26 protein-coding genes are annotated in these 24,587 nt (G+C 59.7%); 14 read left to right on the top strand and 12 right to left on the bottom strand.

The features are described from left to right. Window positions 1-15 precede the first annotated feature (15 nt). Entirely contained in the window at window positions 16-1,644 is a 1,629-nt protein-coding gene (locus BMX80_RS00695; protein ID WP_074864102.1) for a methyl-accepting chemotaxis protein, read from the bottom strand. A 195-nt stretch (window positions 1,645-1,839) separates the two neighbouring features. Here BMX80_RS00695 and BMX80_RS00690 point away from each other — a divergent pair, with 195 nt between their 5' ends. The 3 genes from BMX80_RS00690 to BMX80_RS00680 all read left to right on the top strand — a co-directional run bounded on the left by BMX80_RS00690 (window position 1,840) and on the right by BMX80_RS00680 (window position 3,977). Beyond that, entirely contained in the window at window positions 1,840-2,682 is an 843-nt protein-coding gene (locus BMX80_RS00690) for a CvfB family protein (RefSeq protein WP_074864100.1), read from the top strand. A gap of 126 nt (window positions 2,683-2,808) precedes the next feature. Then, on the top strand, window positions 2,809-3,681 hold the full coding sequence (gene hexR / locus BMX80_RS00685) for a transcriptional regulator HexR (RefSeq protein WP_074864098.1): 873 nt from the start codon (window positions 2,809-2,811) through the stop codon (window positions 3,679-3,681). A gap of 101 nt (window positions 3,682-3,782) precedes the next feature. Beyond that, a complete protein-coding gene (locus BMX80_RS00680; RefSeq protein ID WP_071871625.1) occupies window positions 3,783-3,977 on the top strand; it encodes a PA3496 family putative envelope integrity protein in 195 nt (64 codons plus the stop codon). A 5-nt stretch (window positions 3,978-3,982) separates the two neighbouring features. Here BMX80_RS00680 and BMX80_RS00675 read toward each other — a convergent pair whose 3' ends face one another. Next, window positions 3,983-4,906, bottom strand: a complete 924-nt coding sequence (locus BMX80_RS00675) for a LysR family transcriptional regulator (RefSeq protein ID WP_074864096.1) — start codon at window positions 4,904-4,906, stop codon at window positions 3,983-3,985. 305 nt (window positions 4,907-5,211) lie between these two features. On the opposite strand from BMX80_RS00675, the gene BMX80_RS00670 reads away from it, so the two are divergent. From BMX80_RS00670 to BMX80_RS00630, 9 genes are all read left to right on the top strand, one after another. After that, window positions 5,212-6,627 (top strand): acetyl-CoA carboxylase biotin carboxylase subunit, encoded by a 1,416-nt coding sequence (locus BMX80_RS00670; RefSeq protein ID WP_074864094.1) that lies wholly within the window; start codon window positions 5,212-5,214, stop codon window positions 6,625-6,627. Window positions 6,628-6,681: 54 nt separating this feature from the next. Continuing rightward, entirely contained in the window at window positions 6,682-8,484 is a 1,803-nt protein-coding gene (gene oadA / locus BMX80_RS00665; RefSeq protein WP_074864092.1) for a sodium-extruding oxaloacetate decarboxylase subunit alpha, read from the top strand. 69 nt (window positions 8,485-8,553) lie between these two features. Beyond that, entirely contained in the window at window positions 8,554-9,495 is a 942-nt protein-coding gene (locus BMX80_RS00660) for a sodium-dependent bicarbonate transport family permease (RefSeq protein ID WP_074864090.1), read from the top strand. Window positions 9,496-9,503: 8 nt separating this feature from the next. After that, on the top strand, window positions 9,504-9,806 hold the full coding sequence (locus BMX80_RS00655) for a P-II family nitrogen regulator (protein ID WP_074864088.1): 303 nt from the start codon (window positions 9,504-9,506) through the stop codon (window positions 9,804-9,806). 33 nt (window positions 9,807-9,839) lie between these two features. Next, entirely contained in the window at window positions 9,840-10,229 is a 390-nt protein-coding gene (locus BMX80_RS00650) for a DUF4345 family protein (RefSeq protein ID WP_074864087.1), read from the top strand. 57 nt (window positions 10,230-10,286) lie between these two features. Further along, the gene (locus BMX80_RS00645; protein WP_074864085.1) at window positions 10,287-11,324 is read left to right on the top strand and encodes a methyltransferase domain-containing protein; all 1,038 of its coding nucleotides are present in this window, start codon (window positions 10,287-10,289) and stop codon (window positions 11,322-11,324) included. After that, the gene (locus tag BMX80_RS00640; RefSeq protein ID WP_074864082.1) at window positions 11,321-11,920 is read left to right on the top strand and encodes a hypothetical protein; all 600 of its coding nucleotides are present in this window, start codon (window positions 11,321-11,323) and stop codon (window positions 11,918-11,920) included. The genes BMX80_RS00645 and BMX80_RS00640 overlap by 4 nt, the downstream gene beginning before the upstream one ends. A 17-nt stretch (window positions 11,921-11,937) precedes the next feature. Then, window positions 11,938-12,231, top strand: coding sequence for an antibiotic biosynthesis monooxygenase family protein (locus BMX80_RS00635; RefSeq protein ID WP_071871633.1), 294 nt, complete (start codon window positions 11,938-11,940; stop codon window positions 12,229-12,231). Window positions 12,232-12,315: 84 nt separating this feature from the next. Continuing rightward, window positions 12,316-12,573 carry a hypothetical protein gene (locus BMX80_RS00630; protein ID WP_217641961.1) on the top strand — a complete coding sequence of 86 codons (258 nt, stop codon included), beginning with the start codon at window positions 12,316-12,318 and terminating at the stop codon, window positions 12,571-12,573. 28 nt (window positions 12,574-12,601) lie between these two features. Here BMX80_RS00630 and BMX80_RS00625 read toward each other — a convergent pair whose 3' ends face one another. Together BMX80_RS00625 and BMX80_RS00620 are read right to left on the bottom strand one after the other, a co-directional pair. Then, complete coding sequence (locus BMX80_RS00625; protein ID WP_074864080.1) at window positions 12,602-13,582, bottom strand: asparaginase; 981 nt, start codon at window positions 13,580-13,582, stop codon at window positions 12,602-12,604. A 31-nt stretch (window positions 13,583-13,613) separates the two neighbouring features. Beyond that, window positions 13,614-15,029 (bottom strand): aspartate ammonia-lyase, encoded by a 1,416-nt coding sequence (locus tag BMX80_RS00620; protein WP_074864078.1) that lies wholly within the window; start codon window positions 15,027-15,029, stop codon window positions 13,614-13,616. A 191-nt stretch (window positions 15,030-15,220) separates the two neighbouring features. Between BMX80_RS00620 and BMX80_RS00615 the strand changes: the two genes are divergently transcribed. Continuing rightward, window positions 15,221-16,126: a LysR substrate-binding domain-containing protein gene (locus BMX80_RS00615; protein ID WP_074864077.1), complete on the top strand. Its 906-nt coding sequence runs from the start codon at window positions 15,221-15,223 to the stop codon at window positions 16,124-16,126. Window positions 16,127-16,134: 8 nt separating this feature from the next. Here the strand turns inward: BMX80_RS00615 and BMX80_RS00610 are convergent, their stop codons facing one another. The 8 genes from BMX80_RS00610 to def all read right to left on the bottom strand — a co-directional run bounded on the left by BMX80_RS00610 (window position 16,135) and on the right by def (window position 23,393). Then, window positions 16,135-17,439 carry an NAD(P)/FAD-dependent oxidoreductase gene (locus BMX80_RS00610; protein WP_074864075.1) on the bottom strand — a complete coding sequence of 435 codons (1,305 nt, stop codon included), beginning with the start codon at window positions 17,437-17,439 and terminating at the stop codon, window positions 16,135-16,137. A gap of 140 nt (window positions 17,440-17,579) precedes the next feature. Continuing rightward, window positions 17,580-17,963, bottom strand: coding sequence for a hypothetical protein (locus BMX80_RS00605; RefSeq protein WP_074864073.1), 384 nt, complete (start codon window positions 17,961-17,963; stop codon window positions 17,580-17,582). A 128-nt stretch (window positions 17,964-18,091) separates the two neighbouring features. Then, the gene (gene tmpT / locus BMX80_RS00600) at window positions 18,092-18,730 is read right to left on the bottom strand and encodes a thiopurine S-methyltransferase (protein ID WP_074864070.1); all 639 of its coding nucleotides are present in this window, start codon (window positions 18,728-18,730) and stop codon (window positions 18,092-18,094) included. Window positions 18,731-18,734: 4 nt separating this feature from the next. Next, window positions 18,735-19,043, bottom strand: coding sequence for a tetratricopeptide repeat protein (locus BMX80_RS00595; protein WP_074864068.1), 309 nt, complete (start codon window positions 19,041-19,043; stop codon window positions 18,735-18,737). Between the two features lie 147 nt (window positions 19,044-19,190). Then, window positions 19,191-20,564 carry a Trk system potassium transporter TrkA gene (trkA, locus tag BMX80_RS00590; RefSeq protein WP_074864067.1) on the bottom strand — a complete coding sequence of 458 codons (1,374 nt, stop codon included), beginning with the start codon at window positions 20,562-20,564 and terminating at the stop codon, window positions 19,191-19,193. Window positions 20,565-20,584: 20 nt separating this feature from the next. Continuing rightward, window positions 20,585-21,883: a 16S rRNA (cytosine(967)-C(5))-methyltransferase RsmB gene (rsmB, locus tag BMX80_RS00585; RefSeq protein WP_074864066.1), complete on the bottom strand. Its 1,299-nt coding sequence runs from the start codon at window positions 21,881-21,883 to the stop codon at window positions 20,585-20,587. Beyond that, a complete protein-coding gene (gene fmt / locus BMX80_RS00580; RefSeq protein ID WP_074864064.1) occupies window positions 21,880-22,827 on the bottom strand; it encodes a methionyl-tRNA formyltransferase in 948 nt (315 codons plus the stop codon). Before fmt ends, rsmB begins: the two co-directional genes overlap by 4 nt. Window positions 22,828-22,880: 53 nt before the next feature. After that, window positions 22,881-23,393, bottom strand: a complete 513-nt coding sequence (gene def, locus BMX80_RS00575; RefSeq protein WP_074864062.1) for a peptide deformylase — start codon at window positions 23,391-23,393, stop codon at window positions 22,881-22,883. A 152-nt stretch (window positions 23,394-23,545) separates the two neighbouring features. On the opposite strand from def, the gene BMX80_RS00570 reads away from it, so the two are divergent. After that, on the top strand, window positions 23,546-24,571 hold the full coding sequence (locus BMX80_RS00570; RefSeq protein ID WP_074864060.1) for a LysM peptidoglycan-binding domain-containing protein: 1,026 nt from the start codon (window positions 23,546-23,548) through the stop codon (window positions 24,569-24,571). The last annotated feature ends 16 nt before the right edge of the window (window positions 24,572-24,587 follow it).

Below are 24,587 nucleotides of genomic sequence, written 5' to 3'. Positions count from 1 at the left end.
CCCGCGGTAACCCGCCTACGCCGTGCGGAAGGTGCCGCAGAGTTGCGTCAGTTGCCCAGAAATGCCGGTTAAAGTTTGCGTGGATTGGCTGATGCGCTCGACCGCTTCGTTACTGCTGCGCGCGGCATCGCTGATGTTGACTATGTTTTTGTTGATTTCATGAGCCACCGCCGTTTGTTGCTCGGTGGCGCTGGCGATTTGCGCGTTAAGGTTGTTGATCGAATCAATGGCTTGACTGATCGCCTGTAGGGAGGTCGCCGCCTGACCGGCTTCGCCTTCGGTGCTTTGCGCGTTGCGCCGGCCGGAATGCATGGCGCTGACGGCATCGTGAGTACGCCGCTGTAGCTGCTCGATCATGCCGTTGATTTCTTGGGTGGATTCTTGCGTGCGCTGCGCCAGTGAGCGCACTTCGTCGGCGACCACGGCAAAGCCACGGCCTTGTTCGCCGGCGCGCGCGGCCTCAATGGCGGCGTTCAGGGCCAGTAGGTTGGTTTGCTCGGCAATGCCGCGAATCACGTCGAGCACGCCGCCAATATTGTTGCTGGCGCTTTCCACATCACCGATCAAGCGGGCGGTTTGTTCCAGCTCTTCGCTTAAGCGCGAGATGGCTTGCAGGGTGTTGGTGACTAACTGATTGCCTTGGCTGGCGTCGCGATCGACTTGCAGTGCCGACTGCGCGGCGGAGTTGGCGTTGCGCGCCACTTCTTGAATGCTTTCCGCCATCTCGGTGGTGGCGGTCGCCACTTGCTCGGTTTCATGCTGTTGCCGGGCCGAGCTGCTGCGCGTGTTCTGGGTGATTTGCTGCAGGGTTTGGCTTTGTTCGGCAATGCTGCCGGCGATGTTTTTTAAATTGCCGGTCAGCTCTAAAAAGCGCTTGAGCATGCCGTTAAAGTTCTGCGCTACCTCGGCGATTTCGTTGCGCCCGGTGATTTCCGCGCGCACGGTGAGATCAGCTTGTTCTTCGGCGCGGCGCATGGCCTGCGAGAGTGTACCTAAGGGTTGGGTGATGCTGCGGGCAATGAGCCAGCCAAGCACTAAGGCGGTGGCGGCAATCAGGCCGACCAGCAGGCTCAGGGTGATCAGCGCTGCTTGGTAGGCGCTGGCAGCTTGCTCGCGGGTTTTCTGCGCTTCGTCCAGTTGGAGCTGGATGAGCTTACCGATGGTTTCGGTGATCGGGTCGATGGTTTGGTACAGCGGGCCGTTGAAGTCTTTCATCTGCCCGGTCAGATCATTGCTGGCGCTGGCGAGAAAGTTCTGCACGCGTTGAATATCTTGATTGGCGGCGCCAAAGCGCTGCTGGGCTTCTTTGATCAGGGCTTGCTCGCTGGCAATGAAGCTGCCTTGGTTGTAGGCACGCCACAAACGGTCGATCTCGCTGGCGGCGGTGTTTAAGTCTTTTTGCGCTTGCTGGCGGTCGCTAATGCCGTGGTCGGCTTTGTTCACGGCGTCGATGATATTCACCGCGTAGTAGTCGCTGATTAGCTTGAGCTCTTGCAACGGCACCACGCGCTCGTCGTAGATGCGTGCAATGTTGCTGTCGATCTCAGCGAGCTTATTCAGGGCCACGCCGAGCATGATTAGCATCGCGACCAGCGGCAGGAGGATCAGCGCAAACAAACGCTGGGTAACGGTTAGGTTATGCATGGCAGTACTCCCAGAGCGAGCTGCTTCCCTGCCGCGGAATCAGTCCCGGTCTGATGAGTGTGGTCAGTCACGGCGCAGCTTGCCCAGAGTACTTAGACGGATTGGCGATTAGCTTTTCACCCTAGTTATAACGCGCGCCTTCAAACCGCTAGGGGCTGCGGCCTACAATGTGGTTTGCCTATAAGGAGTACAACCATGGCCGACGTTGGTCGCTACAACCGCTTAACCATCGCCCGCTTTGCGGATATCGGCGCTTATTTAAGTGACGGCCAAGGCAATGAGATTCTGCTGCCCAAGCGTTATTTACCGCGCGAACCGGAGCCAGAAGTGGGCGATGCGCTCGAGGTGTTCGTCTACCTCGACAGCGAAGACCGCCCGATTGCCACCACCGAGCGCGCCAAGGTGCAGGTCGGCGAGTTTGCCAGCCTGAAAGTGGTCGAGATCAACAAGATTGGCCTGTTTCTCGACTGGGGTTTAAGCAAAGACCTGCTGCTGCCTTACTCGGAAGAAAAGCGCCCGCTTAAGACCGGCGACTACTGCGTGGTGCATGTGTACCTCGACCGCCACAGCGGGCGCCCCACGGCCAGCGCTAAGGTTGACCGCTTTTTGGATAAGAGTGCCGCGCACTACACGCCCGGCCAAGCGGTGGATGTGCTGATTGCCGAGGCCACCGACTTGGGCTTTAAAGCCATCATCAACAATCAGCACTGGGGTTTGCTGCATAAAAACGAGCTGTTCAAGTTCGTGCGCCGGGGCATGCGTGAGCAGGCGTTTATCCGCGAAATACGCCCAGACGGCAAAATCAGCCTCACCCTACAGCAGCCGGGGCGTGCCGGTGCGGAATCGCTGCAAGAGCAAATCATTGCCGCGCTAAAAGAAAACGGCGGCGTGCTGATGCTCAGCGACAAGAGCAGCCCGCACGAAATCGAGCAGTGGTTTAAGGTCAGTAAAGGCAGCTTCAAAAAAGCCATTGGCGCCTTATATAAGCAGGGCGCGCTGGTGATTCATCCCGACCGTATCGAGCTGCCAGAGGCATAAAGCCTGCGTGGTTTGTGGCCGGTGTCGCTTACCGGCAAGCCTTCTGCGCATTCGTGCTGGTCGCAGGTGCGGTGTTTTGTAGTATAACTACGCGCTCAACTACAAAATGACCGCCGAGTTTTCTGCATGACGCCCAACCTGCTGCACCATATCGATCAGAGCCGTGCCGAGCTGCGTAAATCCGAGCTGAAAGTGGCGGAGTATGTGTTGGCCGAGGCCGCGCAGGTGGTGCATAGCTCCATGGCCGAGGTGGCCGATAAAGTGGGCGTTAGCGAGCCAACCATCGTGCGTTTTTGCCGCGCCATTGGTTGCGCCGGGTTTCAGGATTTAAAACTCAAGCTGGCGCAGAGCTTGGCCTCGGGGGCGAGCTTTGGTCAGTTTGCGATCAACGAGCAGGACTCGGCGCTGGATTTATCGCGCAAAATCTTCGACACCACGCTATCGACCTTGATGGAAGTGCGCGAGCAGCTCGACCCGGTGGCATTGGAGCAAGCCATTGCCGCCATCGCTCAAGCTAAGCGTGTGGAGTTCTACGGTTTTGGTGCCTCGGGCGCGGTGGCCATCGATGCGCAGCACAAGTTCTTCCGCCTGTTGCTGACCAGCGTGGCGTATTCCGACCCGCACATGCAGGCGATGAGTGCAGTGACCTTGCAGCCGCAAGACGTGGCGATTTGCATCTCGCAGTCGGGCCGCTCGAAGGATTTGCTCACCACCGCCAATGTGGTGCGCGAGAGCGGCGCTACCTTGATCACCTTGTGCCCGGCGCTAACGCCGCTCGGCGATATGGCGCATATCAACTTGGCGATTAACGTGCACGAGGACACCGATATTTACACCCCGCTGACCTCGCGAATTGCCCATTTAGTGGTGATCGACGTGCTGGCCATGGGCGTGGCGATGACTCGCGGCCCCGAGCTGGTCAATCACCTAAAGAGTGTTAAACGCAGCCTGCGCTCGCTGCGTTTGTCGCAAAAATCGCTGAAACATCAGGACGACTAAGCCCCGTCATCGCCACGTCATCACAGCTTCATCGGCTTGCCGCGCGGTTGTCATGCTGACTTGGCAGGCTCCACGGACCACCACCGTGAGAGGCTGTCGCTATGCACCTGCATCTTGAACCGACTCTGGCTGAAGGCATCGACCTGCAACAGTTCGATGCGAAAACCCGCCGCAAACTTGCCGACAAGCGGCGCATGGCGTTTCGCCGTGCCATCGAGCGCTACAGCGAAGAACAGCAGCTAGCGCGCGAAAGCTACGACTTTTATTGGGATGAGCCCGGCACTAGCAGGCACTAGTGGCTTTAGGCGAGCTGGCGTTGCAGGTTTAGCCGTTCTTGCTGGCAGAAGCGGTAGAACGCCTCGGCCACCGGCGATAGGCGTTTTTGCCGTGGATAGAGCAAGCACCAGCTGCGTTTAAACGGCAGGCCCTCCACAGGTAGTTCGAGCAATTGGCCACTACCTAATTCGCCACGCACTGCATGGCGCGGCAAAAGGGCGAGGCCAAGGCCGGCTAAAACACCTTCGCGCTGCGCCTCTAGGCTCATCAATTCCATGCCTTGCTTAAAGTGCACGCGCTGCTGCTGGAGAAATTCTTCCACTGCCTTGCGGGTGCCCGAGCCCGGCTCGCGGCTAAGCAGCGGGTAGTTTTCTAGCGCCGACAGCGGTAGCTGCGCGGCATGGCTCAGCGGATGGCCAGCCGGTGCCACGGCCACAATGGGGTTATCCAGCAGCGGGAAGAACTCCAGCGCCATGTCTTGCGGCGGCTGGCTCATCAGCGTCAGGTCGTCGCGGTTGTCGCCAAGACGGCGGATCAGCTGGGCGCGGTTGGTGACGGTCAGGCTCAGGCTCACCTTCGGGTGCTGGGCGCGAAATGCGGCGAATAAATGCGGCGTGAGGTACTTAGCGCTGGACTCCGCCGCCAACTGCAGCGTGCCCTGCAAAGCGCCTTGCAGGGTGGAAAGGCGCATATCCAGCGCCTGTAGCTGGCTGAGTAACTGCTCGCAGGTAGCCAGTAGCGCCTCGGCGGCGGGGGTTAAATGCAGCTTTTTGCCCACGTAATCAAACAGCGGTTGGCCGAGTAACTCCTCCAGCTGTTTGATCTGCAAACTCACGGCGGGTTGGGTGAGCGCCATGGCCTCGGCGGCGCGGCTGTACGACAGGTGTTCACACACAGCGCGAAAAACTTCCAGCTGGCGGAAGGTGATACGGGTGAGTTCTTTGCGCATGAGCTATACCTCTCAACGATGCCGTGCGTGGCAAGTGGCACTGACCTAACGGCTGCACAGCCCAAACCCTGCGTTACGCGGTGCTCGTAACCTCGCCTACCCAGTGGTATGGCTCGGTTTCTGCGCTCCGGGCGCCTTGGTTTTGGGTTGTTCGCTCATTAGTTCAGTGCCACCATAAGTAATTGCTTATGGCTAAGCAAAGAAACATTAATTTTCTTTAATCGCGCTGGCTGCATAAGGTAGGCAAACCGCACGGTTGTTCGTGTGCGACCGCAGGGCCTAGGCCCGAGCTGAGGGAGAAACCAGTGATCAAGAAGATTTTGATTGCCAACCGTGGCGAGATTGCCGTCCGCATCGTGCGCGCTTGCGCCGAGATGGGCATTCGCTCGGTGGCTATTTATTCCGACGCGGACCGCCAATCGCTGCACGTGAAGCGTGCCGATGAGGCGTACAACGTCAGCGAAGACCCGCTGTCCGGCTATCTCGACCCGCGCAAAATCGTCAGCTTAGCGGTCGAGACCGGCTGCGATGCGCTGCACCCCGGTTACGGTTTTCTCTCCGAGAATGCCGAGCTGGCGGAGATCTGCGCCGAGCGTGGGGTGAAGTTTATCGGCCCCTCAGCCGAGGTGATTCGCCGCATGGGTGACAAAACCGAAGCGCGCCGCAGCATGATTGCCGCTGGTGTGCCGGTGACGCCCGGCACCGAAGGCAACGTGGCCGATTTGGCTGAAGCCCTAAGCGAAGCCGATCGCATTGGTTATCCGGTCATGCTCAAAGCCACCAGCGGTGGCGGTGGTCGCGGTATTCGCCGTTGTAACAGCCGCGAAGAATTAGAGCAGGCTTACCCACGGGTGATCTCCGAGGCCACCAAAGCCTTCGGTAGCGCCGAGGTGTTCCTCGAGAAGTGCATCGTTAACCCCAAGCACATCGAAGCGCAGATCCTCGCCGACAGCCATGGCAATGTGGTGCACCTGTTCGAGCGTGATTGCTCGATTCAGCGCCGTAACCAAAAGCTGATCGAAATCGCCCCCAGCCCGCAGCTCACCCCCGAGCAGCGCGCCTACATCGGCGAGCAAGCGGTGAAGGCCGCGCAGGCGGTGGGTTATGAAAACGCCGGTACCGTGGAGTTTCTGCTCGCCGAGGGCGAGGTGTACTTCATGGAGATGAACACCCGCGTGCAGGTGGAGCACACCATCACCGAGCAGATCACCGGCATCGACATCGTGCGCGAGCAAATCCGCATCGCCGCCGGTTTGCCGCTGTCGTTTAAGCAAGAAGACGTGAGCTTTCGTGGCTATGCGATTCAGTTCCGCATCAACGCCGAAGACCCGAAAAACAACTTCCTGCCCAGCTTTGGCAAGATCACCCGTTACTACGCCCCCGGCGGCCCCGGCGTGCGTACCGACACGGCGATCTACACCGGCTACACCATCCCGCCGTATTACGACTCGATGTGCCTAAAGCTGATCGTCTGGGCGCTCACTTGGGAAGAAGCGCTGGAGCGCGGCCTGCGCGCGCTGGACGACATGCGTGTGCAAGGGGTGAAAACCACCGCGCCGTATTACCAAGAAATCCTGCGCAATGACGAGTTCCGTAGTGGCGTATTCAACACCAGCTTTGTGGAAGCCCACCCCGAGCTGCTTGAGTACTCGATTAAACAAAACCCGTCGCATTTAGCCATCGCCATTGCCACCGCGATTGCCGCGCACGCAGGCCTGTAACGCCGCCTAAAGGATGCAGCCGTGAGGCCCAGCCTGCGGCGAGGAGACTGAACAATGAAAAAAATCAACGTAACTGACACGATTCTGCGCGACGCCCACCAATCGCTGATTGCCACCCGCATGCGTTTAGACGACATGCTGCCGATCTGCGACAAGCTGGATAAAGTCGGCTACTGGTCGCTGGAAGTGTGGGGCGGCGCGACTTTCGACGCCTGCGTACGCTTCTTAAAAGAAGACCCGTGGGAGCGTCTGCGCAAACTGCGCGCCGCGCTGCCCAACACCCGTCTGCAAATGCTGTTACGTGGCCAGAACTTGCTCGGTTACCGCCACTACAGCGACGACGTGGTCAAAGCCTTCGTCGCCAAAGCCGCCGCCAACGGCATCGATGTGTTCCGCGTGTTCGATGCCATGAACGACGTGCGCAACCTGCAAGTGGCCATCCAAGCGGTTAAGGCCGCCGGTAAGCACGCGCAAGGCACCCTGTGCTACACCACCAGCCCAGTGCACACCATTGATGCGTTTGTTGAGCAAGCCAAGGCCATGCAGGCCATGGGCGTCGACTCCATCGCCATCAAAGACATGGCCGGTCTACTCACCCCGTTTGCCACCTTCGACTTGGTCAAGGCGCTGAAAGATGCCGTCGATCTGCCGCTGTTTATCCACAGCCACGACACCGCAGGCCTCGGCAGCATGTGCCAGCTGAAAGCCATCGAAGCCGGTGCGGACAATATCGACACGGCGATTTCTAGCTTCGCCTGGGGCACCAGCCATGCCGGTACTGAGTCTATGGTCGCCGCGCTGCGTGGCACGCCGTATGACACCGGGCTGGACTTAGAAGCCATCCAAGAGATCGGCATGTACTTCCACGCGGTGCGCAAGAAGTACCACCAGTTCGAGAGCGAGTTCACTGCCGTGGATACCCGCGTGCAGATCAACCAAGTGCCCGGCGGCATGATGAGTAACCTCGCCAACCAGCTTAAAGAGCAAGGCGCGCTGGGCCGCATCAACGAAGTGTTTGAGGAAATCCCGCGGGTGCGTGAAGACCTAGGCTTCCCGCCCTTGGTGACGCCCACCTCGCAAATCGTCGGCACTCAAGCAGTGTTCAACGTGCTGGCCGGCGAGCGCTACAAGACCATCACCAACGAGGTGAAGCTGTACCTGCAAGGCCGCTACGGCAAGGCGCCGGGCAAGGTGAATGAGGCGCTGCGCAAGCAAGCCATCGGCAGCGAGGACGTGATCGACGTGCGCCCCGCCGATTTGCTCAAACCAGAAATGAGCAAGCTGCGCGAAGAAATCGGCACGCTGGCAAAAACTGAAGAAGACGTGCTGACCTTCGCCATGTTCCCCGACATTGGCCGCAAGTTCCTCGAAGAGCGCGCTGCCGGCACCTTAAAGCCCGAAGAATTACTGCCCGAGCCTGTGGCCGGCGCCGCTGCACCGAGCAGCGAAGGCACACCGACCGAGTTCGTCATCGACGTACACGGCGAAAGCTACCGCGTGGACATCACCGGCGTGAGCGTGAAGGGCGACGGCAAGCGCCACTTCTACCTAAGCCTCGACGGCATGCCGGAAGAAGTGGTGTTCGAGCCGCTGAATAGCTTTATCGCCGGCGGCCCCGGCAAGCGTAAGCAAGCCAGCGGCCCGGGCCACGTGGCCACCACTATGCCGGGCAACATCGTCGATGTGCTGGTTAAAGAAGGCGACAGCGTGAAGGTTGGCCAAGCTGTATTGGTCACCGAAGCGATGAAGATGGAAACCGAGGTGCAAGCGCCGATCGCCGGCAAAGTCACCGCCGTGCATGTGGCCAAAGGTGACCGGGTGAATCCGGGTGAAGTCTTGATTGAGATCGAAGCGTAAAAAAGTACGTGCTGACGATGGGCGCCGCAAGGCGCCCATTTTGTAATGGCTGTTTGAGGTAATACTGCGATGGGCCTGTCCGACCCTGTGGTGCTGTTCTTCCTGCTTGGCTTTGCTGCCAGCTTAATGAAGTCGGAGTTAAAACTACCGGCTTCGCTGTATGAAACCCTGTCCATCCTCCTGCTGCTGGCCATCGGCCTAAAAGGCGGGGTAGAGCTGGCCAAGCAAGCCAGCTGGGCGCTGCTGGGGCAAAGCCTCGCGGTGTTGGCGATGGGCGTGATCTTGCCGATTTTGGCCTTCCCGTTACTGCGTGTGTTTGGCTTTGCCCGTGCCGATGCAGCCAGCTTAGTGGCGCACTATGGCTCGGTGAGTGTGGGTACTTTTGCCGTGGCCGTGGCGTTTTTGGCCGCGCAAGGAGTGAGCTTTGAAGAGTACCTGCCACTGTTTGTGGTGGTGCTCGAAGTGCCGGCGATTTTGGTCGGCATCGTGCTCGCCAAAGGCATCAGCCGCGATACCGACTGGAAGGCCCTCGGCCACGAGTTGTTTCTCGGTAAAAGTATCGTGCTGTTGATCGGCGGCCTGCTGATCGGCTGGATTGCTGGGCCGACCGGGGTCAAACCGCTAGAGCCTCTGTTCTTCACCCTGTTTAAACCACTGCTGGGCTTGTTCCTGCTGGAAATGGGCTTAATCGCCGCCAGCCAGCTCGGCTCGCTCAAGCGCTATGGCGTGCCGTTGGTGGTGTTCGCCACGGTCATGCCGCTGGTATCTAGCGTGGTCGGTGCCTTGCTGGGTTTGGCGTTAAATATGTCGGTCGGCGGCGTGGCGATGCTCGCTACCTTGGCCGCTTCGGCGTCTTACATCGCGGTGCCGGCCGCCATGCGTATGGCCGTGCCGGAGGCCAATCCGTCGCTGTCGCTCACCGCTTCGTTGGGCATCACCTTTCCGTTTAACATCGTGATCGGTATTCCCCTTTATCTGCAGCTGGCCCAGTGGCTGGCCGCCAACCTGTGAGGCACGTGATGCAAACCCATCAACGCACCCTGCTCACGGTGATCTGCGAAGCCGTGTTGGAACACAAACTCGAACAAGCGCTAGAAAAACTCGGCGCGCCGGGCTGGACCATCTCCGACGCCCGTGGTCGTGGTGGTCGTGGCGTGCGCAGCGCCGGTTGGGACACCGAAGGCAATATCCGCCTTGAGATCATCTGCAACCGCGAGCTGGCGCAAACCATCGCCGACTACCTGCACGAAAACTTCTACGCCAACTTCGCCATGGTCTGTTACCTGTCGACGGTGGAAGTGTTTCGCGCCGACAAGTTTTAGCGCCCATCTATCCAACAATCACGGAAGAACCTTATGCCCCACGTTGCACTGTTCTTAAAGCTCACCGGCGTCTTGATTGGCTGTGTTGGCTTGGCCTATGGGCTGCAGCCTGATCTGGTCTTGGCGCAGTGGATGGGGCTGACGGTGGCGCCCGATACACTGCAGATCTTTCGCGCCATCATGGGGCTTTATCTGGGTATCGGTGGCTTGTTGATTGCCGCTAGCCTAAAGCCTGCGCACTACCAAAGCGGCTTATGGCTGCTGGCGGTGTTTATGGCAGGCCTTGCCGGCGGGCGCGTGCTTAGCCTGTTGGTGGATGGCTACCAGCATTGGTTCACCCTGCTGGCCGCCGCCTTGGAATTGGGCGCTTTGGCCGTGGGCGTGTGGTATCTCAAGCAAGCATCCGCGCCAGCGGCTGTGTAACACCGTGGCGCGCTGCGCGTCATTGCCTTATCCGTTTATTCAGCGTTAGGAGCCAGCATGCACGAAAGCGTTCAGGACTATTACGGCAAAACCCTGCAAAGCAGCAGTGACTTAAAAACCAGCGCCTGTTGCGATGCCTCCAGCATGCCCAACTGGCTCAAGCCGCTGCTGGCCAATGTGCATGATGAGGTGATGGCGCGTTACTACGGCTGCGGCCTAGTGGCGCCGCAGCTGCTGGATGGCTTATCGATTCTCGACTTGGGCTCCGGCTCAGGCCGCGACTGCTATGTGCTGGCGCAAATGGTCGGTGCGCAGGGCAAGGTGTTGGGCGTGGATATGACTACCGAACAGCTGGCCGTCGCGCGTGAGCACCAAGGCTGGCATGCCGAGCGTTTTGGCTTTGCCAATGTTGAGTTCCGCGAAGGCTATATCGAAAAGCTCGACGCGCTGGGTTTGGCCGACAACAGCTTCGATGTGATCGTCTCGAACTGCGTGATCAACCTCTCGCCGGATAAAGACGCCGTGCTGCGCGAGGCCTACCGCCTGCTTAAGCCCGGTGGCGAGCTGTATTTCAGCGACGTCTACGCCGACCGCCGCGTGCCTGCCGAGGTGCGTGACGACCCCGTGCTGTATGGCGAATGCCTAGGCGGCGCGCTGTACTGGAACGACTTCGAAAACCTCGCCAAACAACACGGCTTTAGTGACCCGCGCTTGGTGGAAGACCGCCCCATCGAAGTCACCGACCCCGCCTTGGCCGCCAAGCTGGGTAATATCCGCTTTTATTCCGCCACCTACCGCTTGTTCAAGCTCAAAGGCCTAGAGCCCGCCTGCGAAGACTACGGCCAAGCCGTGATCTACCACGGCAGCATTCCCGGCAGCGAGCACGCCTTCACGCTGGATAAACACCACTTTATCGAAACCGGCAAAGTCTTCCCCGTATGCGGCAACACCTGGCACATGCTCCACGCCACGCGTTTTGCTCCGCACTTCACCTTTATCGGTGATTTCAGCCGCCATTACGGTTTGTTTGAAGGCTGCGGCGGCGGGATTCCCTATGACCAGCAAACGGCGGCGGGCGCGGGGGGCTGCTGTTGACTAGGCGGAAACTAACTATTGCAGTTTATAGGGCTAAACTTTTAAAGGGAGTTTTTCTGCTTTTAATTCTTTTTGCGCAAGTGTCGCATCTTAAAGCTGCTGAATTTAGGTTGGCGGGCGTTGGTCTAGGCTTTGAGTTTGAGCAAACGGTGCTTGCTTTGCAGGAGCATTTTAAGATTTCAAGGGGTGAGCTGGCCTTTGCTCCGGCTACAGATGATTTATTGACGGGTCTCTCTGTGATTAAGGCGGTAGAATATTCAAGCCAAGAAGAAACAGTTTTCGTCGGGCTTGAGTTTACAGACTTGAACACCCCGAAGCCTCGGCTGGTTGTGGCTTTTGTCCAATATAAAGCGGAAAAACTTAATAGAGATTATCTTGCAGCTCTGGTTGAGAAGTATGGTGCGCCTTCTGAGGTTTTAGCGGTCGGTGAAGTTTACTTGTGGTGCGATGACCTGATAAATGGTCGCTGTGATAGGGGTGGAAAGAGCTTGGATTTTAATGGTGCGCAATTAATGCTATCTGATCCGCGTATTACAGGAGAGTATTTTTGTAACTTAACCGCGCTTTCAAATGTTGATTGCCACCAACTTGATTGAATAAACAATGGCTGCCTATGATTCTCGAAATCGCCCAACTGCAGGTTAAACCCGAGCAAAGCGCCGACTTTGAGGCGGCGTTTGCGCAGGCGCAGCGCATTATTGCCGCTATGCCCGGTTATTTAGGCCACGAGCTGCAACGCTGTGTAGAGCAAGCAGGGCATTACATGCTGCTGGTGCGCTGGCGCACGCTAGACGACCACCAAGTGGGCTTTCGTCAGTCGGCGCAATACCAAGAATGGCGGGCGTTGCTCCACCACTTTTATGACCCGTTCCCGACGGTGCTGCATTACGAGCAAGTCGCTCTCTAGCTCTCTTGCTTTTAACCCCCGCCACAGCAATCATCCGCGCCGTTTTGTGCTGCCGTTCGGCGGCACGCTCTGCTGGGATGCCTGATGAACGCCTTTATCCTCAAACACCTGAAAACGCTGGAAATGCTCGGCGTGCTGATGCGTATCGCCAGTTTTACGGTGGTCAGCTGGCTAGGCCCGGCGAGCCCGTTTTTGTGGGTGTGGCTGGTTAATACCGTGGATGCTGTACTGCTGACGTGGTGCGCGGTGCTAAAGGCCGATAAGGCCTATACCTTGCTCAATGCGTTTTGGGTGCTGGTGGGCGCGGTGGGTATCGCCCGCGCCGCAGGCTGGGTGGCCTAAGCCTAAGCCTGGGGTTTAGTGTCGCGGTTTATTCGCGCATCTCGCCACACCAATCCAGCGCTACCAGCGGCGCGCACTCTTTGTGGTTGAGGCGTGAGCCGAGCAGGCTAAACAGCTTGCCCAGCGCGGCTTCGCGGGTCATGCCGCCGCCGTTAATCAGGCCGCAGGCGGCCAGTGCGCTGCCGGCGGCATAGGTGCCGAAGTTCACTGCGCCTTCGACGCATTGGCTGATGCCGAGCAGCAGCACGCCACGGCGATGGGCGCTGTGCAAGGTTTGCAGCAGGGCTTGGTTGTCGGCTGGGCCGGTGCCGCTGCCGTAGCATTCGATCACCGCACCTTTGACGTTATTCAGCTGTGCGCTGACCACCTCGGCGCTGATGCCGGGGTACAGGCTGATCAGCGCCAGCGCCACTTCGTCGCGCGGCTGCTGCCAGCTGAGCGCGGCGGGTAGCTCTGTGAGTGCTTTTGCTGCACGTGGGCGCGCCACTGGGGCAAAGGCGTCGAAGCGCGTGCTGCTGCGTTTGCTCACCCGCGCGCCATGCATCAGTTGGCCGTTAAAAAACACCTGCACACCGGCCTTGGCGCTTTCTAGCGCATTGAGGGCGCCAAACAGATTTGGCCATGCATCGCCGTCGGGCGTGCCGGCGGGCAGCATGGCTCCGGTGATGAGTACCGGCACCGGCACATCGGGCATTAGCAGGCGCAGGGCGGCGGCGCTGTAGGCGAGGGTGTCGGTGCCGTGTAGCACCAGCACGCCGGGGCTACCCGCGTTGACCGCATCAATCACCGCTTCGTGCAGGGTGAGCCACTGAGTGGGCGTCATGTTGGCGCTGTCCAGCAGTGAGGTCAGCTCGTGCAGTTGCCAGTCGGGCAGGGCCACGCCTTGCTCCTGCTGCGCGGCGCGAATGCGCTCGGCAAAGCCGCCTGCCGGGGCTAAACCATCGGCGCTGGGTTGCATGCCGATGGTGCCGCCGGTGTAGAGGATGGTGATGGGCTGGGCTGCGGTCATGACGCGCTCCAAGGGTGGCAAAGAGGTTATGTTAGCGCGCCAAGGGCAATAAGCGCGGTGCCACCATGTGCTCGGGGCGCAGAATGTCGGCCAGCGTGGCTTCGTCGAGCAACTGTTCTTCGCGCACTAGTTCAAGTACGCCGCGGCCGCTGTCCAGTGCGGTTTTGGCGATGCGTGTGGCGTTTTCGTAGCCGATGTACGGGTTTAGCGCGGTGACCAGACCGATGGAGTTCTCCATCAGCGCTCGGCAATGCGCTTCGTTGGCGCTGATGCCGTCGATGCACAGCTCGCGCAGCATATCCATGGCGCGCTGCAGCAGGCGAATCGAGTCGAGAATCTTGTAGGCGATCAGCGGCTCCATCACATTCAGCTGCAACTGGCCGCCCTCGGCGGCGAGGGTTAGCGCCAAGTCGTTGCCGATCACCTCGAAGGCCACTTGGTTGACCGCCTCGGGGATCACCGGGTTGACCTTGCCGGGCATGATCGAGCTGCCCGGCTGGCGCGCCGGCAGGTTGATTTCGTTGATCCCGGTGCGCGGTCCGCTGGACAGCAAGCGCAGGTCGTTGCAGATCTTCGACAGCTTCACCGCCGTGCGCTTGAGCATGCCGGAAAACAGCACGAAGGCGCCCATGTCGCTGGTGGCCTCAATCAAATCGGCGGCGGGCTTAACCGGGTGGCCGCTGATCACCGCCAGGCGCTCGACGGCCAGCTTTTGGTAGGCCGGGTCGGCATTGATGCCGGTGCCAATGGCCGTGCCGCCTAAGTTCACTTCGTGCAACAGTGTCGGCACTAGGCATTTGAGGTGCTGCAAATCTTCACCCAAGGTGGTGGCAAAGGCGCGGAATTCTTGCCCTAAGGTCATCGGCACGGCGTCTTGCAGCTGGGTGCGGCCCATCTTGAGGATGTGGGCAAACTCTAGGCCCTTGGCTGCCAGCGCTTGAATCAGCTTGTCAAGACTGACCAGCAGGGCGTCTTGGCCGAGCAGCAGGCCGATGCGGATGGCCGTGGGGTAGGCGTCGTTGGTCGACTGCGCCATGTTCACGTCGTTGTTGGGGTGCAGGTATTGGTATTCGCCCTTCTCGTGGCCCATGGCCTCCAGCGCGATATTGGCGATCACCTCGTTGGCGTTCATGTTGGTCGAGGTGCCCGCACCGCCCTGAATCATGTCCACCACAAACTGCTCGTGGAATTCGCCCTGAATAATCCGCGCGCAGGCGGTGCTGATCGCCGTGTGCTTGGTGGCGCTCAAATGCCCTAGCTGGCGGTTGGCATCGGCGGCGGCCTGCTTGACCATCGCCAAGGCAATCACCAAGCGCGGAAAGTGCGCCAGCGGCACGCCGCTGAGCTTGAAGTTATGCACGGCGCGCAGGGTTTGAATGCCGTAATAGGCATCGGCAGGCACGGCTAAAGTGCCCAGCAGGTCTTTTTCGATACGGGTGGTGGTCATGGTGGCCTTGGCCTTATACGGCAGGGAGATGGCGCAGAGGCTAGGGCGCGAGGCGTTGGCTGGCTAATGCTGTTGGCGGCTACACTATGCCGTATCGGCATAATGTGGCTGTGACTTACAGATAAGCGTCAGCGCCCAACAGGGGCGCGACACACACCACTCGATTGCCCCGATAAGGCCATGAGCAAGCCATGAACCTCGAACAAAAATGGTTGGAAGACTTCGTTGCCTTAGCGGTAACGCGCAGCTTCTCGCAGGCAGCAGCTAAGCGCTTCGTCACTCAGCCGGCGTTTAGTCGGCGGATTCGCAGCTTGGAAGAGGCGCTTGGTCTGACCTTAGTCGACCGCAGCCACACCCCGGTGGAACTCACCGAGGCCGGACGCTTGTTCTTGGTCACCGCTCGCAGCGTGGTCGAGCAACTCGGCGAAGCTATGCGCCAGTTGCATAATCTGGCCGATAGCCAAGGTGAGATGCTGCAATTTGCCGTGGCTCACTCGCTGGCGCTGAGCTACTTCCCCGGCTGGCTGGCCAGCTTGCGCGCGCAAGGCGAGCCGCTGCGTAGCCGTATGGTGGCCACCAACGTCGGCGAAGCCATGTTGGCGTTAAGGGAAGGGCGCTGCGACTTGATGCTCGCCTACCACGACCCGGAAGCCACCTTGCAGCTCGACCCGCAGCTGTTTCCTTCACTGAGCCTCGGCAACAGCGAGCTGATCCCGGTGTGCGCCGCCGATGAACACGGCCAGCCGCTGTTCAGCCTGCACAGCAGTGAGCCGGTGCCGTTGTTGGCCTACAGCAGTGGCGCATTTCTCGGCCGCTCGTTGGGCCTGCTGCTACGAGAGCGCAATCTGCGTTACATCACCCAATACGAAACTGCGATGGCCGAAGGCCTCAAAGGCATGGCGTTGGAAGGCTTAGGCGTTGCATGGCTGCCGCGCCTTACCGTGCGCCGCGAACTGGCCAGCGGCGACTTGCTGGAATGCGGCGAGCAGCATTGGCGTGTTCCGCTGGAAATTCGCCTCTATCAATGCGCGCTGGTGCACAAGCCGGCCGTTGAGCGCTTCTGGCGGCGTTTGCAGAAGCTGCACAACGGCGCCTAGCACTGCAATTAGCGCAGTTTTTCCAGCAGCTGGTAGTACCACATGCCGGCGGCCAGCATCGGGTTGCCGAACACCTCGCCCAGCGGCACTTTAATGTGCTTACAGGCGGCGAAGGTGTCGAAGCGCTCTAATTGGCCGCTCATGGCCTCGGCCATGATCTCGCCCATAATGTGGCTGGTGGCTACGCCGTGGCCGGAATAGCCCTGGCAGTACCAGACGTTATCCGACAGCTTGCCCAGCTGCGGGATGCGGTTCATCACAATGCCCATCGCGCAGCTCCACTGGTAATCAATTGCCACGCCCTTGAGCTGCGGGAAGGTGCGCTCAATGCACGGGCGTAGCTCGGCGGCGATATCCCGCGAGTCGCGGCCCGAATAGTTAGCTCCGCCACCAAACAGCAGGCGGCCATCGGCGGTCATGCGGTAGTAATCGAGCACAAAGCGGCAGTCGTAGACGGCCAAGTCTTCCGGGTTGAGGGTCTTGGCCAGCTCGCCCAGTGGCGCGGTGGTGACGATGCCGCCCATCGCCGGGAAGATCATGCCGCCCAGCTTGCGTTTCTCCAGCTTGTGATACACATCGCCCGCCAAGAGGATTTGCTTGGCATGCACGCTGCCGTGGTCGGTGATTAGCGCCGGTTTGGCGCCGTGGACTATCTCCAACACGGGCGAGTCTTCAAAGATCAGCGCGCCGTGACTGGCCGCCGCACGGGCCTCGCCCAAGCACAGGTTGAGTGGGTGCAAATGCATGTTGCGGGTGTTGTGGATGGCGCCGCAGTACAGCGCGCTACCCAGCTTGGCGCGCACGTCGGCGGCATCCAGCAGGGTCACCTCGTCGGCCATGCCGTGGGCGTGGGCCTCGTCCACGCTGGCTTTGAGCTCGTCCATGTGGCTGGGCTTCATCGCGGCATGCAAATGGCCGTGCTTTAGGTCGCAAGCGATAGCGTATTTTTCGACGCGCTGTTTGATGATGCGGTGGCCGCGCCAGCGTAAGTCCCAAATAAAGTCTTCCACCGCGCTGCCGAGGGTTTCGCGCATTTGTTTGCGCATCGCCCCATCGCCGGACAGCGAGCCAGTGACTTGCCCGCCATTGCGCCCACTGGCGCCCCAGCCGACTTTGTTGGCTTCCACCACCGCGACGCGATAGCCGCGCTCGGCGAGCTCGACCGCCGTGGCTATGCCGGTAAAGCCCGCGCCGACGATGGCGATATCCACGCTCACCTCGCCACGCACGGCGGGGTAGTTGCTCTCGGCCACAAGGCTGGCGCTGTAATACGACGGACTGCGCACGGCGTGCGGGGTGGCGAAGGCAGGCATGCAAAAAACTCCTAAGTAGACACCACGGTGCGGCGCCTAAAGCTATCCAATAACCCGAGCGTGGCACGGGCTATTGGTTAGTTAAATAGGGATTTTGCGACTTAAGGTTTAGTCGCTGCTAACCGGTGAGCTGGTCGGTGTTAACCGGCGGGTTGCCACTGGCCGCCGCTGGCAGAACAACTGGCCGGTAGGCTATTCAGGTCGTCGGCGCTGCGTTGGTAGTAGTAAGCGTCTTGCCCGCTACCTGCGAGATTCTTGCACACGCCTTGAGCGGGCTGTGGGCATTGCGCCATGTAGGTGACTGTTCCGGCCTGCCCACCCATCGCCAGTGGCGCTTGCGCTAAGCCCGAACAAGTGCCGCGTAGGGCTTCTGGGGGCTGGTTCGGCGCGCCTTGCAGGCAATCTTTTATGGCAATGGTTTGCCCCATCATGCTGAAGCTGCCTTCGATCATGCAGGCGTTATCGGTTGCGTTGGCAGTGTGTGCAAGCAGGGCAAAGGGTAGGGCAAGTAAAGATAGGCGCATGGGGGAGTCCTTTCGTGGGTTGCAGTGGGGTGATGCACCGCCGTTTTTACCCTATTTCAAATAAGTACGGGTTGTTTTGCCGACCAGTGAACGGCTAGCCCAACGTTGACTGTTCATCGTGTAGGTACTTAGCGCTTGCTCAGCAGCCAGACTTGTTCATCGGCGGCGCATTGCCCTTTAAGGCCGCCCTCGACCGCCACGCTGGCCAGTCGTTGGCTGTGGTAATGCCCGTCATACAGAGCATGCACAGCGCTGGCGGGCACGCTAAACGGCGGGCCGGCGAGTTGCTCCTGTGCGTAGTCGAAGCTGATCAGCAGTTGCGGGGCGCATTGGCTGATGGCAGCAAGGTGTGCGGCATAGTCGCTACGCATCTCGGCTGGCAAGGCGACCAGAGCGGCACGGTCGTAAATAGCATCGACAGGGCCCAGCGTGGCAGCGTCTAAGGCGAAAATATCGCCCACAAAAACCTGCAATTTGCCCACGTGATAGCGGCGCAATGCGCCTATTTCGTCGACGTTGGCGACAAGATTAAGCTCGGCAAATAACTGCTGTACGGCGCTTTCGTTGAGTTCTGCACCGATCACCTGAAAGCCTGCGGCGAGCAGCCAGTGGATATCCAAGGTTTTGCCGCACAGTGGTACCAACACGCGGCTGCCGGCAGCCAGCTTAAGCTGCGGCCAGTACTCCAAGAGCAGCGGGTTAACGTCGGCCAAGTGAAAGCCGATTTCGTTGTTGGCCCAACGGCGGTGCCAAAAGTCTGCGTGCATGGGGTTATTTATCCAGCTTGCGCAGGAACACCTGCATTTCTTTTTCCGCTTGCTTATCGCCTTTGCGCTGTGCGGCGGCTAGGCCGGCTTGCCAAGCGCTGCGTGCGCCGTCGCTGTCTTGCTGGGCAGCGAGGGCTTTGCCGAGCAGCTTCCACGCGGCGGAATACTCACCATCAAAGGCCAAGCAGGCGCGTAGGTGCTCGGTGGCTTCGCTTAGCTCGCCAGCGTCGAGGCAGGCTTTGCCTAAGCCAAAGCGCAGCAGGCTGCTGTCCATGCCGCGGGCGAGCATCTTTTCTAGACTGGCTTTGTCCATAGGTTAATAAGCCTTCATTAAATCGGCGAACGCCTCTAGCACAAGGCGCACGGAGCGCAGCAACCGAGGCATACCGGCTGGTAGACGAGGTTGTGAGCACCGCGCAACGCCGTGATGGGGGTGTGCAGCCATTTAATCCATCTGCACTTAAAAGAAAGTCAGGCCAACTTGGAACAAGCGCTCCACATCGCGGATGTACTTTTTGTCGATCAAGAAGAGAATGATGTGGTCATCGGACTCGATCACGGTGCTATCGTGCGCGATTAGCACCTCATCGTTGCGAATAATAGCGCCGATGGTAGTGCCCGGTGGCAACGGAATATCGCGAATCGCGCGGCCCACTACCTTGCTGGATTTCTTATCGCCATGGGCAATCGCCTCGATGGCCTCGGCTGCGCCACGGCGCAGGCTGTGCACGCTGACGATGTCGCCACGGCGCACGTGGGTGAGCAGAGTGCCGATGGTGGCCTGCTGTGGGTTGATGGCGATGTCGATGGCGCCGCCCTGAATCAAATCCACGTAGGCAGGGTTGTTGATCAGGCTCATCACCTTTTTAGCGCCCATGCGTTTGGCGAGCATGCACGACATGATGTTGGCTTCGTCGTCGTTGGTCAGGGCGAGGAACAAATCGGTGTCGGCGATGTTTTCTTCTTGCAGCAAGTCGCGGTCGGAGGCACTGCCTTGCAGCACTATGGTGCTTTCCAAGGTTTCCGACAGGTAGCGGCAGCGTGCCGGGTTTTTCTCGATGATCTTCACCTGATAGCGGCTTTCGATGGCTTCGGCCAGGCGCTCACCGATATTGCCGCCACCGGCGATGACGATGCGTTTGTGGCTTTCATCGAGGCGGCGCATTTCGCTGATCACCGCACGAATGTTGTTGCGCGCGGCGATGAAGAACACTTCGTCGTCGGCTTCAATCACTGTGTCGCCCTGCGGAATAATCGGCCGGTCGCGGCGGTAAATGGCTGCCACGCGGGTGTCCACATTGGGCATGTGCTGGCGCAGATGGCTGATCGCATGACCCACCAGCGGGCCGCCGTAGTAGGCCTTCACGCCGACCATCTGCGCTTTGCCTTCGGCGAAATCGAGCACCTGCAGGGCGCTGGGGTATTCCACCAAGCGTTTGATGTAGTTGGTGACCACTTGCTCGGGGCTGATCAGTACGTCGATCGGAATCGCTTCGTTGGCAAACAAGCCGCTGCGCGTCAGGTAGGCGGCTTCGCGCACGCGGGCGATTTTGGTCGGGGTGCGGAACATGCTGTAGGCGACCTGACAGGCGATCATGTTGATCTCGTCGGAGTTGGTCACGGCGATCAGCATGTCAGCATCGTCGGCGCCGGCTTGGCGCAAAATGGTCGGCAGCGAGGCGCGGCCTTGCACAGTGCGAATATCCAGACGGTCGCCCAAATCGCGCAGGCGGTCGCCATCGGTATCCACCACGGTGATGTCGTTGGCTTCGCTGGCGAGGTGCTCGGCCAAGGTGCCGCCCACTTGTCCTGCGCCGAGAATGATGATCTTCATGCCTGCCTCGTTATGCCTGTTTAAGCCGCGCTGATCTTAATCAGTTTGGCGTAGTAAAACCCATCGTGGCCGTGTTCGCTGGGGAATAATTGGCGGCCGTGTGCCTGTTTCACGCCCCAGTGGCCGGGCATATCGAGCTCGCGCGCGCCGGGGGTGGTGGCTAAAAATTGGCCGATCACGTGGCTGTTTTCTGCCGGCATGATCGAGCAGGTGGCGTAGAGCAAAATGCCGCCGACCTCTAAGGTGGGCCACAGCGCCTGTAACAGCTCAAGCTGCAGCTTGCTGAGCGCTTGAATGTCGGCGGCCTTGCGCAGCCATTTGATATCCGGATGGCGGCGGATGACGCCGGTGGCCGAGCACGGTGCGTCGAGCATGATGCGTTGCAGGGGCTTGCCGTCCCACCAGCTGGCTACGTCGCGGGCATCTCCGGCTTTTAGCGTGGCGGTTAGCTGCAAGCGGGCGAGGTTTTCTTCCACGCGGGTGAGGCGCTCGGCTTCTAGGTCGATGGCCAGCATGCTGACGTCGTGCTGTTCGAGCACATGACAGGTTTTGCCGCCGGGGGCGCAGCAGGCGTCGAGTACGCGCTGGCCATCTTGCGCTTCGAGTAAATCTGCGGCTAATTGCGCCGCTTCGTCCTGCACGCTGACATGCCCTTCGGTAAAGCCGGGCAATTGCTGCACATCGCAGGGCGCAGCGAGGGTGATGCCTTGCGGGGCGTGCTCGCAGGCGCGCGCGTCGATACCGGCATTGGTTAGCCGTGCCAAATACTCATCGCGGTTGGCGTGGCGCACGTTAACCCGCAAGGTCATCGGCGCTTGTGCATTGTTGCCCGCGCAAATGGCTGGCCAGTGCTCTGGCCAGTCTTTTTTCAGGCGCTTGAGTAGCCAGCCGGGGTGGGCGTAGCGAGCGCTTTCGTGCTCGTCGGCTTGCGCGGCGAGCTGCTCTGGTTCGCGCTGGGCGCGGCGCAGCACCGCATTCAATACACCGGTAGCCCACGGCTTACCCAGTGCGGCGGCCAGCGCCACGCTTTCGCTCACCGCCGCATGGGCGGCAATGCGGGTGAAATTAAGCTGATACAGGCCGCAGAGCAGCACGGCTTGCAGGTCGCTATCGTCTTTTTTAAACGGCTTGTCGAGCAGCAGCGCGGCCATGGTTTGCAGGCGCGGCAGCCAGCGGCAGGTGCCGTAGACCAGCTCTTGCACCAGACCGCGCTCACGCGCTTCTACTTTGGCCAGCAGTGGCGGCAGTAGGCTGGCCAGCGAGCCATGCTGCTGCAGCAAACCGCTTAGCGCATGGCAGGCGGCGAGGCGCGGGTTCATGCCAGCACCAAACCGGGGGCGAATTGCTCGCGGCGACTGTTCAGCAAGTCAGCCACAGCCAAGGCTTTACCGCCGGGTAATTGCAGGTGAGTGAGGCGCAGGGCGTTGCCGCCACAGGCAATCAACAGGCCATCGCGCTCGGCAGCCAGAATAGTGCCGGGGGCTTGTTGGTGGCTGTGCGCTTCTGCGCGGGCGCCCCAGATTTTCAACGCGGCATCGCCGAGGGTGGTGTGGCAAATCGGCCAGGGGGTAAAGGCGCGTACCTGTTGCTCGATGGCTTGCGCGCTGCGCTGCCAATCGACGCGGGCTTCGTCTTTGTTGAGCTTGTGCGCGTAGGTGGCCAGCGCGTCATCCTGCACTTCGCCACTCAGCGTGCCGGCGGCCAACTGCGCCACGGCGTCTACCACAGCGCGTGAGCCAAGCTCCGCTAAGCGGTCATGCAGACTGCCGCCGGTGTCGTCGCGGCTAATTGGGGTGGTGACTTTCAGCAGCATGGGGCCGGTATCCAGCCCTGCTTCCATCTGCATCACCGTCACGCCGCTTTCTGCATCGCCCGCTTCAATGGCGCGCTGAATCGGCGCGGCGCCGCGCCAGCGGGGTAGCAGCGAGGCGTGGCTGTTGATGCAGCCTAAGCGCGGGGTATCCAGCACCGCTTGCGGCAGAATCAGCCCGTAGGCCACCACCACTATGAGGTCGGGCTTGAGCGCGGCCAGCTCGGCCTGCGCTTCGGCGTTCTTCAGGGTTTGCGGTTGATAAACCGGAATCTCGTGCTTGAGCGCCAGCTGTTTGACTGGGCTCATCATCAGCTTGTGGCCGCGACCGGCAGGGCGGTCGGGTTGGCTGTACACGGCGATGATCTCGTGCGGGCTATCCAGCAAGGCAGCGAGGTGGCTGGCGGCAAACTCCGGCGTGCCAGCGAAGATGATACGCAGAGGTTGGCTCATGGCGGTTCCGTTCAGCGAAGAAGGCCAGCGCGAGGCTGGCCTTGGGAGTTAGATCAGGCGCGGGCCTGTTGTTTGTGCAGTTTTTCCAGCTTCTTTTTGATCCGGTCGCGCTTGAGTGCCGACAGGTAATCGACAAACAGCTTGCCGTTTAAGTGGTCGCACTCGTGCTGAATGCACACGGCGAGCAAGCCCTCGCAAATCATCTCAAACGGCTGGCCGTCGCGGCCTAAGGCGCGCACTTTGACCCTCTGCGGGCGATCGACGTTTTCATAGAAACCTGGCACTGACAGGCAGCCTTCCTGATATTGGTCCATCTCGTCAGTCAGCGGCTCGAAACTGGGGTTAATAAACACCAGCGGCTGGTCTTTTTCTTCCGAGATATCGATCACCACAATGCGCTGGTGAACGTTCACTTGGGTGGCGGCCAAGCCGATGCCCGGTGCGTCGTACATGGTCTCGAACATGTCGTCGATCAGGCGGCGAGTCTCGTCTGTGACTTCGCTCACGTCTTTGGCCACGGTGCGTAGCCGCGGATCGGGAAATTCGAGAATGCTCATAATCGCCATATGCGTTTGTGATCCACTTATGGAATAAAGCTAAAAAGCGCTGCTAAGATGATGAACAGCTTGGAAAACGTTTTGCCCCAAGCAGCCCACAAGGGTTTGCAAGCGTTGCGGGGGCGTGTCACGTCAATACACATAATAAAGGGATTCCGCGCATGAGGAAAACACTCGTCGCCTTGCTGCTGGCTGCTGCCGGCACCCTCGCTCACGCCGAAGCACTGCTTAAAGACGGCCACCCGCAAAATTACACTGTGGTTAAAGGCGATACCCTGTGGGACATCGCCGGCAAGTTCTTGACCTTGCCATGGAAGTGGCCAGAAATCTGGCACGCCAACCCGCAAGTGAAAAACCCCCATCTGATTTACCCCGGTGACACTTTGTCGCTGGTGTATGTCGACGGCAAGCCGCAGCTGATGCTCAACCGTGGCAGCGACCGCGGCACCATCAAGCTGACCCCGGGCGTGCGCGTGACCCCGATAGCTGAAGCCATCCCGACTATTCCGCTGGATAAGATCAATGCGTTTTTGATCTCGAACCGCATTGTTAACAGCCAGGCGGAATTTGAGAATGCGCCGTATATTTTGGCGGGTAATCAAGAGTCAGTGGTTAATGCTGCCGGCGATCGTATCTTCGCGCGCGGCCAATTTGCTGAGGCAGATAAACGCTATGGCATTTTTCGCCCAGGTAAGACCTACACTGATCCGGTAACGGGTGAGTTTTTGGGTATTAATGCTGACGACATTGCTACGGCAGAAAAACTCGATACTGATGGCGACATCGCTACCTTGGTTTTGATGCGTACCACTCAAGAAACGCGTTTGGGCGATCGCTTGATGCCTAACGAGGAGCGTGGTGTGACATCGATTTTCCAGCCTAGCGAACCAAGCTTGCCCATTGATGGTGTCATCTTAGATGTGCCGCGCGGTGTAACGCAGATTGGTGCTATGGATGTGGTGACTTTAAACAAAGGCAGCCAAGATGGGTTGAGTGAAGGTAACGTTCTGGCAATCATGAAGGCGGGCGAACGAGTTCGCGATGTGGTTACTGGCGAGTTTCTTCATGTGCCAGATCAGCAGGCAGGGTTTTTAATGGTGTTTCGCGCTTATGACCGGCTGAGTTACGCGTTAGTGTTAAAAGCAAATCGCCAATTGTCGATTAACGACCGAGTCGTAAACCCCTAAGCTAGTCAACGCCGCT

This window comes from Atopomonas hussainii (assembly GCF_900109735.1).
GTDB classification, from domain to species: Bacteria; Pseudomonadota; Gammaproteobacteria; order Pseudomonadales; family Pseudomonadaceae; genus Atopomonas; species Atopomonas hussainii.
The sequence above is the reverse complement of the archived record's forward strand: the minus strand, read 5'-3'. Positions and strand labels throughout refer to the sequence as shown.

Bases quoted from the DNA above. Each gene is read 5' to 3' on its own strand.
- BMX80_RS00695 (WP_074864102.1), bottom strand. From the start codon at position 1,644: ATGCATAACCTAACCGTTACCCAGCGTTTGTTTGCGCTGATCCTCCTG.
- BMX80_RS00690 (WP_074864100.1), top strand. From the start codon at position 1,840: ATGGCCGACGTTGGTCGCTACAACCGCTTAACCATCGCCCGCTTTGCG.
- hexR (WP_074864098.1), top strand. From the start codon at position 2,809: ATGACGCCCAACCTGCTGCACCATATCGATCAGAGCCGTGCCGAGCTG.
- BMX80_RS00680 (WP_071871625.1), top strand. From the start codon at position 3,783: ATGCACCTGCATCTTGAACCGACTCTGGCTGAAGGCATCGACCTGCAA.
- BMX80_RS00675 (WP_074864096.1), bottom strand. From the start codon at position 4,906: ATGCGCAAAGAACTCACCCGTATCACCTTCCGCCAGCTGGAAGTTTTT.
- oadA (WP_074864092.1), top strand. From the start codon at position 6,682: ATGAAAAAAATCAACGTAACTGACACGATTCTGCGCGACGCCCACCAA.
- BMX80_RS00660 (WP_074864090.1), top strand. From the start codon at position 8,554: ATGGGCCTGTCCGACCCTGTGGTGCTGTTCTTCCTGCTTGGCTTTGCT.
- BMX80_RS00655 (WP_074864088.1), top strand. From the start codon at position 9,504: ATGCAAACCCATCAACGCACCCTGCTCACGGTGATCTGCGAAGCCGTG.
- BMX80_RS00650 (WP_074864087.1), top strand. From the start codon at position 9,840: ATGCCCCACGTTGCACTGTTCTTAAAGCTCACCGGCGTCTTGATTGGC.
- BMX80_RS00645 (WP_074864085.1), top strand. From the start codon at position 10,287: ATGCACGAAAGCGTTCAGGACTATTACGGCAAAACCCTGCAAAGCAGC.
- BMX80_RS00635 (WP_071871633.1), top strand. From the start codon at position 11,938: ATGATTCTCGAAATCGCCCAACTGCAGGTTAAACCCGAGCAAAGCGCC.
- BMX80_RS00630 (WP_217641961.1), top strand. From the start codon at position 12,316: ATGAACGCCTTTATCCTCAAACACCTGAAAACGCTGGAAATGCTCGGC.
- BMX80_RS00625 (WP_074864080.1), bottom strand. From the start codon at position 13,582: ATGACCGCAGCCCAGCCCATCACCATCCTCTACACCGGCGGCACCATC.
- BMX80_RS00620 (WP_074864078.1), bottom strand. From the start codon at position 15,029: ATGACCACCACCCGTATCGAAAAAGACCTGCTGGGCACTTTAGCCGTG.
- BMX80_RS00615 (WP_074864077.1), top strand. From the start codon at position 15,221: ATGAACCTCGAACAAAAATGGTTGGAAGACTTCGTTGCCTTAGCGGTA.
- BMX80_RS00610 (WP_074864075.1), bottom strand. From the start codon at position 17,439: ATGCCTGCCTTCGCCACCCCGCACGCCGTGCGCAGTCCGTCGTATTAC.
- BMX80_RS00605 (WP_074864073.1), bottom strand. From the start codon at position 17,963: ATGCGCCTATCTTTACTTGCCCTACCCTTTGCCCTGCTTGCACACACT.
- tmpT (WP_074864070.1), bottom strand. From the start codon at position 18,730: ATGCACGCAGACTTTTGGCACCGCCGTTGGGCCAACAACGAAATCGGC.
- BMX80_RS00595 (WP_074864068.1), bottom strand. From the start codon at position 19,043: ATGGACAAAGCCAGTCTAGAAAAGATGCTCGCCCGCGGCATGGACAGC.
- trkA (WP_074864067.1), bottom strand. From the start codon at position 20,564: ATGAAGATCATCATTCTCGGCGCAGGACAAGTGGGCGGCACCTTGGCC.
- rsmB (WP_074864066.1), bottom strand. From the start codon at position 21,883: ATGAACCCGCGCCTCGCCGCCTGCCATGCGCTAAGCGGTTTGCTGCAG.
- fmt (WP_074864064.1), bottom strand. From the start codon at position 22,827: ATGAGCCAACCTCTGCGTATCATCTTCGCTGGCACGCCGGAGTTTGCC.
- def (WP_074864062.1), bottom strand. From the start codon at position 23,393: ATGGCGATTATGAGCATTCTCGAATTTCCCGATCCGCGGCTACGCACC.
- BMX80_RS00570 (WP_074864060.1), top strand. From the start codon at position 23,546: ATGAGGAAAACACTCGTCGCCTTGCTGCTGGCTGCTGCCGGCACCCTC.